Source organism: Streptomyces sp. NPDC051563 (assembly GCF_044454225.1).
GTDB lineage: Bacteria > Actinomycetota > Actinomycetes > Streptomycetales > Streptomycetaceae > Streptomyces.
Genome location: NZ_JBITDL010000004.1, coordinates 176,568 through 192,310 on the forward strand (window position 1 = coordinate 176,568; position 15,743 = coordinate 192,310).

Annotated in this window: 13 protein-coding genes; 5 read left to right on the forward strand and 8 right to left on the reverse strand. The window is 73.2% G+C overall.

Annotation, left to right across the window (positions count from 1 at the left end; genetic code table 11):
- The first annotated feature begins 108 nt into the window (after positions 1–108).
- Both ACIA8F_RS06765 and ACIA8F_RS06770 read left to right on the forward strand, forming a co-directional pair.
- Positions 109–747, forward strand: a complete 639-nt coding sequence (locus ACIA8F_RS06765) for a hypothetical protein (RefSeq protein WP_399377156.1) — start codon at positions 109–111, stop codon at positions 745–747.
- A gap of 79 nt (positions 748–826) precedes the next feature.
- On the forward strand, positions 827–1,090 hold the full coding sequence (locus ACIA8F_RS06770; RefSeq protein ID WP_399377157.1) for a DUF6343 family protein: 264 nt from the start codon (positions 827–829) through the stop codon (positions 1,088–1,090).
- Positions 1,091–1,149: 59 nt separating this feature from the next.
- On the opposite strand, the gene ACIA8F_RS06775 is transcribed toward ACIA8F_RS06770, so the two are convergent.
- The 4 genes from ACIA8F_RS06775 to rpsA form a co-directional block, all read right to left on the reverse strand.
- Positions 1,150–1,545 (reverse strand): tetratricopeptide repeat protein, encoded by a 396-nt coding sequence (locus ACIA8F_RS06775; RefSeq protein ID WP_266958771.1) that lies wholly within the window; start codon positions 1,543–1,545, stop codon positions 1,150–1,152.
- A 213-nt stretch (positions 1,546–1,758) separates the two neighbouring features.
- Positions 1,759–2,367, reverse strand: coding sequence for a dephospho-CoA kinase (gene coaE, locus ACIA8F_RS06780; RefSeq protein ID WP_399377158.1), 609 nt, complete (start codon positions 2,365–2,367; stop codon positions 1,759–1,761).
- A gap of 49 nt (positions 2,368–2,416) precedes the next feature.
- On the reverse strand, positions 2,417–3,355 hold the full coding sequence (locus ACIA8F_RS06785) for a PAC2 family protein (RefSeq protein ID WP_383948326.1): 939 nt from the start codon (positions 3,353–3,355) through the stop codon (positions 2,417–2,419).
- A gap of 194 nt (positions 3,356–3,549) precedes the next feature.
- The gene (gene rpsA / locus ACIA8F_RS06790; RefSeq protein ID WP_399377159.1) at positions 3,550–5,067 is read right to left on the reverse strand and encodes a 30S ribosomal protein S1; all 1,518 of its coding nucleotides are present in this window, start codon (positions 5,065–5,067) and stop codon (positions 3,550–3,552) included.
- A 358-nt stretch (positions 5,068–5,425) separates the two neighbouring features.
- On the opposite strand from rpsA, the gene ACIA8F_RS06795 reads away from it, so the two are divergent.
- Positions 5,426–6,274, forward strand: coding sequence for a class I SAM-dependent methyltransferase (locus ACIA8F_RS06795; RefSeq protein ID WP_399377160.1), 849 nt, complete (start codon positions 5,426–5,428; stop codon positions 6,272–6,274).
- A 4-nt stretch (positions 6,275–6,278) separates the two neighbouring features.
- Entirely contained in the window at positions 6,279–8,921 is a 2,643-nt protein-coding gene (locus ACIA8F_RS06800; RefSeq protein WP_399377161.1) for an ATP-dependent RNA helicase, read from the forward strand.
- Here ACIA8F_RS06800 and ACIA8F_RS06805 read toward each other — a convergent pair.
- The 3 genes from ACIA8F_RS06805 to ACIA8F_RS06815 all read right to left on the reverse strand — a co-directional run bounded on the left by ACIA8F_RS06805 (position 8,911) and on the right by ACIA8F_RS06815 (position 11,595).
- Positions 8,911–9,888: a DUF3068 domain-containing protein gene (locus tag ACIA8F_RS06805; RefSeq protein ID WP_399377162.1), complete on the reverse strand. Its 978-nt coding sequence runs from the start codon at positions 9,886–9,888 to the stop codon at positions 8,911–8,913. The genes ACIA8F_RS06800 and ACIA8F_RS06805 overlap by 11 nt on opposite strands.
- A gap of 14 nt (positions 9,889–9,902) precedes the next feature.
- Positions 9,903–10,043 carry an SPW_0924 family protein gene (locus ACIA8F_RS06810; protein WP_243338278.1) on the reverse strand — a complete coding sequence of 47 codons (141 nt, stop codon included), beginning with the start codon at positions 10,041–10,043 and terminating at the stop codon, positions 9,903–9,905.
- A gap of 205 nt (positions 10,044–10,248) precedes the next feature.
- Entirely contained in the window at positions 10,249–11,595 is a 1,347-nt protein-coding gene (locus ACIA8F_RS06815) for a lytic transglycosylase domain-containing protein (protein WP_399377164.1), read from the reverse strand.
- Positions 11,596–11,752: 157 nt separating this feature from the next.
- Between ACIA8F_RS06815 and ACIA8F_RS06820 the strand changes: the two genes are divergently transcribed.
- Positions 11,753–12,661, forward strand: a complete 909-nt coding sequence (locus ACIA8F_RS06820; RefSeq protein ID WP_399377165.1) for a DUF4184 family protein — start codon at positions 11,753–11,755, stop codon at positions 12,659–12,661.
- Positions 12,662–12,699: 38 nt separating this feature from the next.
- On the opposite strand, the gene polA is transcribed toward ACIA8F_RS06820, so the two are convergent.
- Positions 12,700–15,423, reverse strand: a complete 2,724-nt coding sequence (polA, locus tag ACIA8F_RS06825; RefSeq protein ID WP_399377166.1) for a DNA polymerase I — start codon at positions 15,421–15,423, stop codon at positions 12,700–12,702.
- Positions 15,424–15,743 lie beyond the last annotated feature (320 nt).

A 15,743-nucleotide genomic window follows, 5' to 3' on the forward strand; every position in this document is an offset into this window, starting at 1 on the left:
TTGTCCCGAGTTCGTCCCGAACCGCCGGCCCGGGCCCGGGCCGGGGTACAGCCTTCTCACCAAGCACCGCCACACCGACCGCCACGGACCACACGGGGAGTACCGACCATGTTCCGACGCACAGCCCGCACCGCCCGCACAGCCCGCACCGCCACCGTCCTCGCGGCCACCGCGGCCGCCGCCACCGCCCTCGTCCTCGCCGCCTCCACCACCTCCACGGCCGCCGTCACCGCACCCGGGTTCCTGGCCGGCGCCGACCTGCCCCCGCACCCCAGCTCCCCCTGGTACGCCGGGAAGGTCACCAAGGGGCTCCCGGAGTTCGCGCCGTTCTGCCTGGAGGGCGTGCTCCCCAGCGCCGGGAGCTGGTACCGCGACTTCTCCACCGAGTTCGACACGGGCGCGGTACAGGTGTCCGTACGCGCCTCCTCCGACGCGGCGGCCGTCAAGCTCGCGGCGGCCCTGGAGCGCAAGGTGGCGGCCTGCGCCGCCGACTGGCTGCGCAAGACCCCCGGCGGTACGGCCTCCTGGCAGGACTACGGGAAGCTCACCGTCGAGGAGGGCGCGCACGTCTACGGGGTGCACACCTCCATGCCGGAGTCCGAGCCCGGCGTGCACCTGTACGGCATCGGCCGCGACGGCTCCACCGTGACGGTCGTGAAGTGGGGGCAGATGGGATACCTGAACGAGGCCCCCCTCCCGGCCTTCAAGAAGACGACCGTCAAGGCCGTCAACAAGCTCAACCCCTGACGCCCCGCCCCCGGTCCCGGCCGGGTGGGACCATGGAAGGAGCGGAGGGACCGGGGCGGGGGACGACCTCGAGGCGGTGATGTCCGTGCGCACCGGAAACGAGCCGGTGACCGCCCGCAGCGCGCTGCGGCTGCGCTTCTGGCTGAGCCTGTGGGGGATGGTCTGGTCCGGCGCCGGGGCGGCGGCGTTCTCGCTCGCCTCCCGGCCCGGGTGGGCCGCGGCCTGCGCCGCCGTCACCGTGCTCGCGGCCGTGGACCTGGGCGTGGTCCTTCACCGCATGCGTCAGGGCCCGCACTACCAGCCGGGCCGCGACGTTCCCCCGTACGAACCCCCCGGCCGTTAGACCGGCCGCCGGGCCGTTCCCCCGGGCCGGCCGCCGGACCAGCCCGGAGCCGGGCCCGGCTACTTCTCGAAGCGGGCCGCCGCCAGGTAGTCCGGCTGGGGGTCGAGGGCGGCCGCGAGCCTGAAGTGCTTGCGGGCCTGGTCCGGACGGCCGGCCCGCTCGTGGGTGCGGGCCAGCGCGAAGTGGGCGAACGCGTTGTCCGGCTCCCGCTCCAGCACGATCTCGAACTCCAGCTCCGCCGGACGCAATTGGGCGGCGGCGAAGAAGGCCCGGGCGCGCAGCAGCCGGGCCGCCGTGTTCTCCGGGTGGGCGGCTATGACCGAGTCGAGCAGCTTCACCGCACCGCGCGGGTCGCGCGCGGCGAGGAGCTGCTCCGCGGCCCGGTAGTCGATGACGTGCGTCTCGGGCGACGAGGATCGCGACGGCGGCGGGAGCTGCGGCGTGGTGTCGGACACGGTCTGTTCCTTCCCTCTACAGGCGCGTTCAACGCCCCGCACACCGCCCGCTATTCCGTGAACACGTCACGCACCACACGCCCCAGGTCAGGCGCTACGGGTCACGGGCCCGGGAGCGCAGGTCACCGGTGACGAGTCGCAGGTCACGAGCCACGGGTTCCAGGTCACGAGTCACGGGTCACCGGTGACGAGTCACAGGTGACGGGCCACACATCAGCCCGCGCCGCCCGCCGCCCGCGCCCTGAGCTCCTCCCACACCGTGCGCACCTGCGGCTCCAGCGCCTCCAGCGGCCCGTCGTTGTCGATCACGAGCGTGGCCACGGCCAGCCGCTGGTCCCGCGTGGCCTGCGCGGCCATCCGGGCCCGGGCCTCCGCCTCCTCCATGCCCCGCAGCTCCGTGAGCCGGGTGAGCTGGGTGGCGGGAGCCGCGTCCACGACGACGACCAGGTCGTACAGCGGGGCGAGCCCGTTCTCCGCGAGCAGCGGTACGTCGTGCACCACGATCGCGTCGGCTCCCGCGGCGGCTTCCAGCTCGGCGGACCGGGCCCCGACCAGCGGGTGCACGATCCCGTTGAGGATCTTCAGCTGCTCCGGGTCCGCGAACACGATCGACCCCAACTTGGGCCGGTCCAGCCCGCCTTCCGGGGTCAGCACGGACTCCCCGAAGGCGGCGACCACCGCCGCGAGCCCGGGCGTACCCGGCTCGACGACCTCCCGCGCGATCCGGTCGGCGTCCACGACGACCGCCCCGTACCCCGCCAGCAGCCGCGAGACCTCGCTCTTGCCGGCGCCGATTCCGCCTGTCAGACCAACTTTCAACATGCCCGGCAGACTAACCCCCGCGCCCTGGGCCCCGTACAGACCCCCGACCTCAGCCCTCGCCCTCGCGCTCCGCCAGGAACCGCTCGAACTCGAGGCCGATCTCGTCCGCCGACGGGATCTCGGCGGGCTCCGCGATCATGTTGCCCCGGGTCTCGGCCCCGGCCGCCGCGTCGTACTGGTGCTCCAGCCCCTGCACCAGGCTGACCAGCTCCTCGTCGCCCTCCCGGATCTGCCGGTCGATCTCCGTCTGCGTGCGGTGCGCCTCGGTGCGCAGTGCGTGCGCGACCGACGGCAGGACCAGCCCCGTGGCGGCGGTGATCGCCTCCAGGGCGGTCAGCGCGGCGTCGGGGTACGGGGAGCGGGCCACGTAGTGCGGTACGTGGGCGGCGACGCCCAGCACGTCGTGCCCGGCCTGGCCGAGGCGGAACTCGACCAGCGACTCGGCGCTGCCGGGGACCTGGGCCTCGTCGAAGGGGCTGCGGTGTCCCGGCATGAGGTCGGTGCGGTTGCCGTGCGGGGTGATCCCGACGGGACGGGTGTGCGGGACGCCCATGGGGATGCCGTGGAAGTTGACGGACAGCCGCACGCCCAGGCGCTCGACGATCTGCCGGACGGCGACGCAGAAGCGCTCCCACTCCACGTCCGGCTCGGGGCCGGACAGCAGCAGGAAGGGCGCACCCGTGGCGTCCTGGACCAGGCGCACTTCGAGCGCGGGCTCCTCGAACTCCGTCCAGTGGTCGCGCTGGAAGGTGAGCAGCGGCCGGCGTGCCCGGTAGTCCACCAGGCGGTCCGCGTCGAACCGGGCCACGACCTGGTGGGGCAGCGTGTCGAGCAGCCGCTCGACGATCTGCTCGCCGGTTTCGCCCGCGTCTATGTACCCCTCGAAGTGGTAGAGCATGACCAGCCCGGCCGAGTCCTGGGCAAGCGCCAGGTCGGCCACCGCCAGGCCCTTGGCGTCCCATTCGTACAAACCCTGTGGATCAAGCACCGCCACCACTCCTCCTCCGCCGCGTTCTCTGGCAAGAACGTCCAAGGACCCGCGACCATTCCCCAGTTGACGGTATTGCCCGGAGCAGGCGGTATTCACCGGGGCGGGCGGTGCCGAACGCGGCAAGGCCCGCCCCCCTGAGGGGACGGGCCTTGTCGGTGAAGATCAGCTCAGCTCACGCTGCGCTGCTGCGATCAGCTCTGGCCGCCGGCCAGCTTCTCGCGGAGCGCGGCGAGGGCCTCGTCGGACGCCAGGGCGCCAGAGGTCTCGTCCGCACCCTCGGAGGAGTACGAACCACCCGAGATGCCCGCACCGGCGCTGCTGCTGCTGCCCGCGGCCGGAGCGGCCGCACCCTCGGCAGCGGCGGCCTCGTCGGCCTCGCGGCTCTTGATGACCTGGGCCTGGTGCTGCTCGAAGCGCGTCTGCGCCTCGGCGTACTGGCCCTCCCAGGCTTCGCGCTGCTTGTCGAAGCCCTCGAGCCAGTCGTTGGTCTCGGGGTCGAAGCCCTCGGGGTAGATGTAGTTCCCCTGGTCGTCGTAAGACGCGGCCATGCCGTACAGGGTCGGGTCGAACTCGACCGACGCCGGGTCGGCACCGAAGGACTCGTTGGCCTGCTTCAGCGACAGCGAGATCCGGCGACGCTCGAGGTCGATGTCGATGACCTTGACGAAGATCTCGTCGTTGACCTGGACGACCTGCTCCGGGATCTCCACGTGGCGCTCGGCCAGCTCGGAGATGTGGACCAGACCCTCGATGCCCTCGTCCACGCGGACGAACGCACCGAACGGAACCAGCTTGGTGACCTTACCCGGGACGACCTGACCGATCTGGTGCGTCCGGGCGAACTGCTGCCACGGGTCTTCCTGCGTCGCCTTCAGCGACAGGGAGACGCGCTCGCGGTCCATGTCCACGTCGAGAACCTCGACGGTGACTTCCTGGCCGACCTCGACAACCTCGGACGGGTGGTCGATGTGCTTCCAGGACAGCTCGGAGACGTGGACGAGACCGTCGACGCCACCCAGGTCCACGAAGGCACCGAAGTTGACGATCGAGGAAACGACGCCGGAGCGGACCTGACCCTTCTGCAGGGTGGTGAGGAACGTCTGGCGAACCTCGGACTGGGTCTGCTCGAGCCAGGCACGGCGGGACAGGACCACGTTGTTGCGGTTCTTGTCCAGCTCGATGATCTTCGCCTCGAGCTCCTTGCCCACGTAGGGCTGGAGGTCGCGGACGCGACGCATCTCGACGAGGGAGGCCGGCAGGAAGCCGCGGAGGCCGATGTCGAGGATGAGTCCACCCTTGACGACCTCGATGACGGTACCGGTGACGATGCCGTCTTCTTCCTTGATCTTCTCGATCGTGCCCCAGGCGCGCTCGTACTGCGCACGCTTCTTGGACAGGATCAGACGGCCTTCCTTGTCCTCCTTCTGGAGAACCAGGGCCTCGATCTCGTCGCCGACCTTGACGACCTCGTTCGGGTCGACATCGTGCTTGATCGAGAGCTCGCGGCTCGGGATGACGCCCTCGGTCTTGTAACCGATGTCGAGGAGAACCTCGTCACGGTCGACCTTCACGATGACGCCGTCGACGATGTCGCCGTCGTTGAAGTACTTGATCGTCTCGTCGATCGCGGCGAGGAACGCTGCCTCGTCACCGATGTCGTTGACCGCAACCTGCGGAGTGGTGGCGGTGGTCTCGGTGCTGCTCGTCATGTGGGTAAGGGCTCCGGTTACGGACAGAAAGTCGTAGGTACTGCTACGCCGGGAGCCCTTATCGGCATCTGCCGAAGAAGCCGGACAGCCAAGGAAGCCCCAGTTCCGCGAAGTGCGGGGTGGGGGCCTCGAAAACCGAGGGGACATCAACAGATACAAGCGCAGCCTGCTAGGTCTGAGGAGCACAGGCTCGCAGCGCAACTTGTAGCATACGGGGGCAGCCGGACAGGGTCAATGCGCGAAGGCGCACACCCCGGGCGGATCACCGCACAACCGGCACAATTAGTGGGCGGGCAGGCGCCGATGGCCCTTCCAGCCCGCTTTCCGCAGACATTCGCAGACTACGACGACGGGCCCCATGAACCAAGAGGACTGCGCCCCCGAAGAGGCGTACGAGGCCGGATCGGCCGCCGAGGACGATTCCGAGGCCACGCGCCGTGACGCGGGCGAAGCGGAGAGCAGCCGGGCGAGCCGGAGCTGGTGGGACCGCAACGCCGACGACTACCAGAGCGAGCACGGAGCCTTCCTCGGCGACGACCGCTTCGTCTGGGGACCCGAGGGCCTGGACGAGGCGGAGGCGTCCCTGCTCGGTCCCGTCTCCTCCCTCAAGGGCAAGGACGTCCTGGAGATCGGCGCCGGCGCCGCCCAGTGCTCGCGCTGGCTGGCCGCCCAGGGCGCCCGCCCCGTCGCCCTGGACCTCTCCCACCGCCAGCTCCAGCACGCCCTGCGGATCGGCGAGGACGTCCCCCTGGTCGAGGCCGACGCCGGAAGACTCCCCTTCCGCGACGGCTCCTTCGACCTCGCCTGCTCCGCCTACGGCGCCGTCCCCTTCGTCGCCGACCCCGCGAACGTCATGCGCGAGGTGCGCCGCGTCCTGCGCCCCGGCGGCCGCTGGGTCTTCTCCGTCACCCATCCCATCCGCTGGGCCTTCCCCGACGAGCCGGGCCCCGAGGGGCTGTCCGTCTCGGCCTCCTACTTCGACCGCACCCCGTACGTCGAGCAGGACGAGCAGGGCCGCGCCGTGTACGTGGAGCACCACCGCACCCTCGGCGACCGGGTACGGGACGTGGTCGCGGGCGGCTTCCGCCTCGTCGACCTGGTCGAGCCGCAATGGCCCGCGTGGAACAGCCAGGAGTGGGGCGGCTGGTCCCCGCTGCGCGGCAACCTGATCCCCGGTACGGCGATCTTCGTCTGCGAGCGAGACTGAGCGCATGACGCGCACGCCCGAGCCACGCACGGCCGACCTCGACTCCCTTCCCGTCCGGGAAGCGGTGCCCGCGCTCGTCGCCGCGCTGGACGCCCGCGGCACCGCCGTCCTGTGCGCCCCGCCCGGCACCGGCAAGACCACGCTGGTGCCCCTGGTGCTGGCGGGACTGGTGGGGCCGACGGGCAGTGGTTCGGCGGCCGGCCCCCGCCGCCGGGTCGTGGTCGCCGAACCCCGCCGGATCGCGGCCCGCGCCGCGGCCCGGCGGATGGCCTGGCTGCTGGGCGAGCAGGTCGGCGCCTCGGTGGGCTTCACGGTGCGCGGGGAGCGGGTGGTCGGGCCGTCCACGGTGATCGAGGTGGTCACCACCGGGGTGCTGCTCCAGCGGCTCCAGCGCGACCAGGAGCTCTCCGGGACCGACCTGGTGATCCTGGACGAGTGCCACGAGCGGCACCTGGACGCCGACACGGTCGCCGCCTTCCTCCTGGACGTACGGGAGACCCTGCGCCCGGAGCTGCGGCTCCTCGCCGCCTCGGCGACCACGGACGCGGCCGGCTGGGCCCGCCTGCTGGGGGACGCCCCCGTCGTGGAGGCGGCCGGGGTCTCCCACCCGGTGGAGACCGTGTGGGCCCCGCCGGCCCGCCCGGTGCGGCCGCCGCACGGGATGCGGGTGGATCCCGCGCAGCTGACGCACGTGGCCTCGGTGGTGCGGCGGGCGCTGGCGGAACGTTCCGGCGACCTCCTGTGCTTCCTGCCCGGCGTCGGCGAGATCGCCCGGGTCGCCGGGCAGCTCGGCGGCGTCGACGCGGAGGTGCTCCAGATGCACGGCCGCGCTCCGGCCTCCGTCCAGGACGCGGCGCTGTCCCCGGCCCCGCACCGCCGGGTCATCCTGTCCACCGCCGTCGCGGAGTCCAGCCTGACCGTGCCCGGCGTACGGATCGTCGTGGACTCCGGGCTGGCCCGCGAACCCCGGGTGGACCACGCCCGGGGCCTGGGCGCGCTGGCCACCGTACGGGCGTCCCGCGCGGCCGGCCGCCAGCGTGCGGGCCGGGCCGGGCGCGAGGCCCCCGGCACGGTGTACCGCTGCTGGGCCGAAGCCGAGGACGGGCGGCTGCCCGCGTACCCCTCCCCCGAGATCCGGATCGCGGACCTCGCGCAGTTCGCCCTCCAGGCCGCCTGCTGGGGCGACCCGGACGCGACCGGCCTGGCCCTGCTCGATCCGCCGCCGGCCGGAGCGATGGCCGCGGCCCGCGAGGTGCTGCTCGCGGTGGGCGCGCTGTCCCCGGCCGGGCGGCCCACCCCGCGCGGGCTGCGGATGGCCCGGCTCGGCCTGCACCCGCGCCTGGCCCGGGCCCTCCTCGACGGCTCCGCCGCACTGGGTCCCCGGCGGGCCGCGGAACTGGTGGCCCTGCTGAGCGAGGAGCCGCCGCGGGAGTACGGCGACGACCTGGCCGCCGCCTGGCGCCGGGCCCTGGCGGGCGGCGACCCGTACGCCTCGCGCTGGCGCGCGGAGGCCCGGCGCCTGGAGCGCTCGGCGGGGCCGGAGGATTCGGCCCGCCCGGCGTACGAGGGCACGGGCGCGCGGCGCACGTACGGGGTCGGGGTCCGGGGCCGAGCCCCGGCTTCGGGAGGGGGCGGGGTGGGGGAAAGCCCCGCGGGGCCCGTCCCCCACGACGCCGCCGCCGGGCTGATCGCCGCACTCGCGTTCCCGGAGCGGGTGGCCAGGGCCAAGGGCCAGGGCGCCTTCCTCATGGCCTCCGGGACCGGCGCCGAGCTCGGCGAGGGGTCGGGGCTGCGCAGCGCGCCCTGGCTGGCCGTCGCCGTCGCCGACAGGCCCCCGCACTCCGCCTCCGCACGGGTCCGGCTGGCCGCGCTCCTCGACGAGGACACCGCCCGCGAGGCGGCCGGCCACCTCTTCCGCGCTGGCGAGGAGGTGCACTGGGAGGACGGGGACCTCGTCGCCCGGTCCGTGGAACGGCTCGGCGCCATCGAACTCGCCGCCCGCCCCCTGCGCGACCCCGACCGCGCCCTCGTCAGGGCGGCCCTGCTCGAAGGACTGCGCGCCGAGGGTCTCGGCCTGCTGCGCTGGACCCCGGACACCCGGGCGCTGCGGGCCCGGCTCGGCTTCCTGCACCGCACGCTCGGCCCGCCCTGGCCCGACGTGGCGGACGACGGGGAGCTGCTGGAGCGGGCCGACGACTGGCTGGAGCCCGAGCTGTCGCGGGCCCGCCGCCGCGGGGACCTCGCGCGGATCGAGGCGGGGCAGGCGCTGAACCGGCTGCTGCCCTGGGCCACGGGCGAGGCCGCCCGGCTCGACGAGCTGGCCCCGGAGCGGATCGAGGTGCCGAGCGGCTCCCGGATCCGCCTCGACTACGGCGCCGAACACGGGCAGCCCGTCCTCGCGGTCAAGCTCCAGGAGCTGTTCGGACTGGCCGAGACCCCGCGCGTCGCGGGGGTCCCCGTACTCGTCCATCTCCTGTCGCCCGCCGGCCGGCCCGCCGCGGTCACCGCCGACCTGGCCTCGTTCTGGCAGGGCGGCTACCGCGCCGTCCGCGCCGAGCTCCGCGGCCGCTATCCCAAGCACCCGTGGCCCGAGGATCCGGCGACCGCCGAGCCCACCCGGTTCACGAACGCCCGGCTCAAGCGGTGAACGGCTCCTCGTCGCGGGGGCGCCGGCCGCGCGCCTCCAGCCAGAGCGCCAGCGCGAAGAGCGCGAGCCCGCCGGCCGCCAGCCCGAGCGGGGCGTACGTGTGCAGCGCGAGGACCATGATCCGGTTCGATTTGACCAGGTCGACGGTGTAGTCGCTGTAGTCCTCGCGGATCTTGACGTGCCCGGCGAAGACGGTGAGCTTCCCGTCGGGCGCGTTGCCCGCGATGCTCCCGCCGCGCATCTCCTGCTGGATCTCCTGCTCGGCGTTGACGGGCGCCCCGGTCACCGGGTCGACCCAGAACATCGCCTTGGTCGTGTACCAGAGGCTGGTTCCGGTGGTCTGCTCGAACGTCGCCGGGTCGATGGCGTCGATCGGCATCTTCTTCGGCAGTCCGACCTTCGTCCACGGCACGGTCTGCTCGAAGTAGTAGACGTCCATGCCCTTGAACTTGCGCGGACCCACGTAGTGGATCGGCGAGGAGGTACGGGTCTGCGCGTCGAAGTAGAGGTAGTCGCGCGGCTCGGTGAAGAACGGCCACTTGAACTCGATGCCCTCGCGCTTGACCGGGTCCCCGTCCACGGCCTCGCCGGTGGCGTGCACCGGGTCCTGGCTGTGGGCGTCGAAGATGTAGCGCTCCGGGATCTCGGACACCATCTTCCCGTCCGGACCCATGATGTAGGTCAGGGTGTCCCAGACCACGACGTCCTTGCCGGCGCTGGCCTCTATCTCCTTCGACGCCTCGACGTTGCCCTTGAGGGTCTGGACGATGGTGACCTTGTCGACCTTCTTCGGCTGCAGGGTGGAGTAGTCGACGAGGGTCGCGTCCTTCGCCTCCAGCACCATCTCCTGGTACTGGTTCGGCGGGATCTTCGCGAGCCTGGGGTACGCGTACCAGCGCAGCAGCGGTGCGAGGGCTGCACAGAACACGGCTACGGCTAGCAGGACGAGGCTTGCTCTGCGTCGCATGGCCGGGCCCTCCTCTACTTTCCGGGCGCGGCGGGCGCGGTGGTGAGCAGGGGCTTCGGTGAGGTCTTGCCTTCCGGCGCCCCCGTCGCCGTGATGGCGAAGACGAGGAGCACCGCGAGGACGAGACCGCTGGCGGCGGCGACGAATGCGCGCATGCCGGGGCCTCCGGAATCTGATGGGGTGTCAGGGCGGTGGCACCGTAGCAATGCGGGTGGCAGATGAGAACCGTTTGCGCCACTGCTCGCGCCGTGACCTCGCGGTGGCCCGGTCACGGCCCGGCTGCGGGACCCTCGCGCCGTACCGGGTGGCATGCCGAAGCCCCGCCCCCCGGGCAGCGGGAGGGCGGGGCCGCGGTGTGCGTCAGGGGGTCGCCGTGGCCGCCGGACCGGCGGCGGACGGGGACGGTGACGCGGAGGGCTTGGCCGACGGCTTGGGCTTCGGCGACGGGGAGACCGAAGCCGTGGGCTTCGGAGACGGCGTCGGCGACGGGGTCGGGGTCGGCGTGGGCTTCGGACTCGGGGTGGGGCTCGGGGTGGGCTTCGGACTCGGGGTGGGGCTCGGGGTGGGCTTCGGACTCGGGGTGGGAGTCGGGGTGGGACTCGGCGTCGGGGTGGGTGTTGGGGTCGGTGTGGGCGTCGGCTTCGGCGTGGGCGTCGGGCTCGGCGTCGGAGTCGGGCTCGGCGTCGGCGTCGGCTTCGGCGAAGGCGTGGGCTTCGGGGTGGGGCTCGGGCTCGGCTTCGGAGGCGTCACCACCGGGGTACCGCCGTTCCCGTTCCCGACGCCGTTCCCGCTGCCGCTGCCACCGCCCCGGCCGTCCGGGACCTCGTGCACGCCCTTCAGGTAGTACGTGAACCACGACCTCACCGTCCGCAGGTACGCGGAGGACTGGTTGTACGACAGCACGGCCCGGTCCAGGTCCGCGTCCACCCGCAGGTCGCGCGTGCCGGCACACAGGTAGCGGCCCGCCGCGAGGGCGGCGTCGTGCACGTTGTTGGGGTCGCGCCGGCCGTCGCCGTTGGCGTCCTGGCCCCACGAGGCCCACGTGGACGGGATGAACTGCATCGGCCCGATCGCGCGGTCGTAGCGGGAGTCCCCGTCGTAGGCCCCGCCGTCGGTGTCCGAGATGTTCGCGAAGCCGTTGCCGTCGAGCACGGGGCCCAGGATCGGCCGCAGCGTCGTACCGGCGGAGTCGACCTGCCCGCCGCGCGCCTGTCCGGACTCGACCTTGCCGATCGCCGCGAGGAGCTGCCAGCGCAGTCCGCATCCGGGGTCGGTCCGGGCGATGGCCTGCTCCGCGCCCCGGTACGCGGCGAGCACGCTCGCCGGTATGCCCTGGGCCCCCTCGGCCCCGCCCGTGGCCGCGGGCTCGGTGCGCGGTCCCGGATCCGCGGCGGCCGGTACGACGGGCGGCGCCGCCGGCGCCCCGTCCTCGGGCAGCAGCAGGGCCGGCGGCTCGGGGCTCACCAGCGGCGGCAGGGCGGTGAAGTAGGACCCGTCGCCTGCGGAACCGTCGGGCACGGGCTCCGGCGCGGGCTCCGCGACCGGTGACGCGTCGGCGCCGGCCGCGAGCGGCCCCTGCGAAGCGGTCAGCACGGCGGCCACGACGGCGGAGACGAGCACGGCCGCCCCGCCCTTGCGCACCAGCCGGCCGATCCGCACGGATATCCCCGCGGATGCGCCTGCCGGTATCCGAATCCGAGCCGCCATCAGCCGGACCCCCTCCCCCTCGACGTCCGCGTGACCCTACGTCAACTCGCTGGACAGGGCACGCATCGCGAGCCGGAATTCACGATTTCCTCATGAGTTCCGCAGAGCACCCATACTGGACGCAGTCGATGAGCCGAGCCCCTGGAGATCAGGTTCCATGCCGTTCACCCTCAGCCACGCGGCCGCCGTACTTCCGGCCGTCCGCAGGTCCGGCCGTGCGCGCGGCCCCCTCGTCGGCTCGGCCCTGGTCCTGGGGTCGTTCGCTCCGGACACCTTCTACTTCGCCGACGCGGTGGTCTCGGGGCTCAGGCCGTACGGCACCTTCACGCACTCCCTGCCCGGCGTGCTGACCGCCGACGCGCTGCTGACCGCCGTCCTCGCGGGGTGCTGGCTGCTGCTGCGCGAGCCGCTGATCGCCCTGCTGCCCGGCGCCCGGCAGGGCAGGGTGCACTCCTTCGTCCGGGGCGAGGAGTGGCGGGGGCGCCGACTGCCCTCGCTGGCCCTCTGGTTCTACCTCTCGGCGGTCATCGGCTCCCTCACGCACGTGGTGTGGGACGCCTTCACGCACGTCGACCGCTTCGGGACGCGCACCCTGCCGGAGCTGGGCGAGCCGCTCGCCTTCGGGCTGCCCCTCTACTCCTACCTGCAGTACGGGACTTCGGCGCTCGCGGCCTGCTTCCTGGTCTGGTTCACGGTGACGGCGCTGCGCCGGCTGCCGGACGGGCCGGCCCCCGCGTCCGTCCCGGTCCTGGGCCGGTCCGGGGTGTGGGGCGCGCTCGCACTGGTCCTCGTCTGCGCGGCGGTCGGGGTCACCCTGCGCGTGCTGCGCTTCTTCACCTTCTTCGACCGGATCCGCACCCCGCTCGACATCATCCCGACCATCTGTTTCGGCGCGGGCGGCGGTCTCGCCGTGGGGCTGCTGCTGTACGGGGTCCTCGTGCGGCTGCACCAGCGGCGGATCCGCGGCCGCTCGTCGGCGTCGGCGTCCGCGTCGGTGTCGGTGTCGGGAGCGGCCCCCGCCCCGGACGCCGACGCGGACGCGAAAGCGCCCGTCCCCACCACATAGGCGGGGACGGGCGCTGCCCGGAGCAGGGGCACGGGCACTCAGTGCGCGGCGGACTCCCAGTCGGGGCCGACGCCCACGGACACGTCCAGCGGGGCCCGCAGGTCGACGGCGGCGGCCATCTCGCGGCGCACCAGCTCCTCCACCTGCTTGCGCTCCCCGGGGGCGATCTCCAGCACGATTTCGTCGTGGACCTGGAGCAGCATCCGCGACTTCAGCCCGGCCTCGGTGATCGCCTTGTCCACGCGCAGCATCGCGACCTTGACGATGTCGGCGGCGGTGCCCTGGATCGGGGCGTTCAGCGCCATCCGCTCGGCGGCCTCGCGGCGCTGGCGGTTGTCGCTGTTGAGGTCGGGGAGGTAGCGGCGGCGGCCGAAGACGGTGGCCGTGTAGCCGGTGGCGCGGGCCTCCTCGACGACGCGGCCCAGGTAGTCCCGGACCCCGCCGAAGCGCTCGAAGAAGGTCTCCATCAGGCCGCGGGCCTCGCCGGGCTCGATGTTCAGCTGCTGGGCGAGGCCGAACGCGGAGAGCCCGTAGGCCAGACCGTAGGACATGGCCTTGATCTTGCGCCGCATCTCGGCGTCGACCTCGGAGCGCTCGACGCCGAACACCTGGGAGGCGACGGTGGTGTGCAGGTCCTCGCCCGACTGGAAGGCTTCGAGCAGGCCCTGGTCCTCGGAGAGGTGGGCCATGACGCGCAGCTCGATCTGGCTGTAGTCGGCGGTCATGAGGGATTCGTAGCCCTCGCCGACGATGAAGCCGCGGCGGATGGCCCGGCCCTCGTCGGTGCGCACCGGCACGTTCTGCAGGTTGGGGTCGGTGGAGGACAGCCGGCCGGTGGCGGCGACGGTCTGGCTGAAGCTGGTGTGCACCCGGCCGTCGGCGGCGATCATCTTGACCAGGCCCTCGACGGTGACCCGCAGCTTGGCCTGCTCGCGGTGGCGGAGCATGAGCACGGGCAGTTCGTGGTCGGTCTGGGTGGCCAGCCAGGCGAGCGCGTCGGCGTCGGTGGTGTAGCCGGTCTTGGTCTTCTTCGTCTTCGGCAGGTCCAGCTCGCCGAAGAACACCTCCTGGAGCTGCTTGGGCGAGCCGAGGTTGAACTCGTGGCCCACCGCCGCGTGCGCCTCCTTCACCGCCTGCTGCACGGCCGCGGCGAACTGCTGCTCCATCGCTTCGAGGTGGCTCCGGTCGACGGCGATCCCGGCCCGCTCCAGGCGGGCGAGCAGCTCGGAGGTGGGCAGCTCCATGTCGTGGAGCAGTTCCGCGGCGCCCACCTCGGGGAGTTTCACGGTGAAGGCGTCGCCGAGGTCCAGGACGGCGCGGGCCTGCGCCATCAGGGCTTCGGCCTCGGCGGTGTCGTCGGCGCCGAAGGCGAGCTGCCCGTCGGCGGCGGCGGGCGCCAGCTCCCGGTGCAGGTACTCCTGGGAGAGCACGTCCAGCGCGAAGGAGCGGCGGCCGGGCTTGACCAGGTAGGCGGCGAGCGCGGTGTCCATGGCGACCCCGGCCAGGGTCCAGCCGTGCTCCGGGAAGACCCGCATCAGGGCCTTGGCGTTGTGCACCGCCTTCGGCCTGGCGGCGTCGGCGGCCCAGGCGGCGAAGGCCTGCTCGTCGGCCTCGTCCAGCGCGGACGGTTCGAACCAGGCGGCGGCGCCGTCGGCGGAGGCCAGTGCGATCTCGGAGACGTTGCCGGTGCCGAGCGCCCAGGTGTCGACGGTGGAGATGCCGAGCGGGGCTCCCGCGTGGCTCTCCAGCCACGGCGCGAGCTCGCCGGTGCCGAGCACGGAGCCGTCCAGCTCGACCGCGGCGGCGGCCGGAGCCGGGGCCTCCTGCTCGGCTGCGCCCGGGTCGACGGCGAGCAGCCGCTCGCGCAGGGAGGCGTTGCGGATCTCCAGTACGTCCAGGACTCCGGTGACGGCCGTCCGGTCGTAGGGGGCGCGGGCCAGGTCGGCGGGGGTCTTGGGCAGGGCGACGTCCTTGACCATCTCGGTCAGCACCCGGTTGAGCTTCACGGCGTCCAGGTGGTCGCGGAAGTTCTGCCCGGCCTTGCCCTTGACCTCGTCGGCGCGCTCGACGAGCTCCGCGAAGGACCCGAACTGGGTGATCCACTTGGCGGCGGTCTTCTCGCCGACGCCCGGGATGCCGGGGAGGTTGTCGGACGGGTCGCCGCGCAGGGCCGCGAAGTCCGGGTACTGCTGGGGGGTGAGCCCGTACTTCTCCTCGACCTTCTCGGGGGTGAAGCGGGTGAGCTCGGAGACGCCCTTGGTCGGGTAGAGCACGGTGGTGTGCTCGGAGACGAGCTGGAAGGAGTCCCGGTCGCCGGTGACGATCAGCACGTCGAAGCCGAGGGCCTCGGCCTGGGTGGCGAGCGTCGCGATCACGTCGTCGGCCTCGAAGCCGTCGACCGCGAACCGCGGCACGCTCATCGCGTCGAGGAGCTCGCCGATCAGCTCCACCTGCCCCTTGAACTCGTCGGGGGTCTTGGAGCGGTTCGCCTTGTACTCGGGGAACTCCGCCGAGCGCCACGTCTTGCGGGACACGTCGAACGCCACCGCGAAGTGCGTGGGCGCTTCGTCGCGCAGCGTGTTCGCCAGCATCGACGCGAACCCGTAGATGGCGTTGGTCGGCTGCCCGGTCGCGGTGGTGAAGTTCTCCGCGGGCAGCGCGAAGAACGCCCGGTACGCCAGGGAGTGCCCGTCCATGAGCATCAGGCGGGGGCGGTCCGCTGCGGTCGGCTGGTCGGTCTTCTTCGATGCTGAATCTGCCACGCCCCCGATCCTAGGCCGCCGCACTGACAATTCCGGCGCCGGTGGTCACCCGGTCAGTGGACGGCCGGCCGTGTCCGGCCCCGGCCGGGCCGCGCACCGGCCCCGTACGAGCCCGGCCGGCGGCTCGCCGGAGCCCGCCCGGCGCTTCCCCCGGGTCCGCCGCCCGCCCCCTCGAAGCCGGTCGCCGGCCCCCGGGGGCCGCCCGCCACCGCCCCCGGAGCCCGGCCCCGGAGCCCGCCCGGCCGCCCGTACCGGGGCCGCCCCGCCCGCCTCCCCCGGCGCATCCGTCACGGCAGCCGCCCCCGGCGCACGCGCCCGCC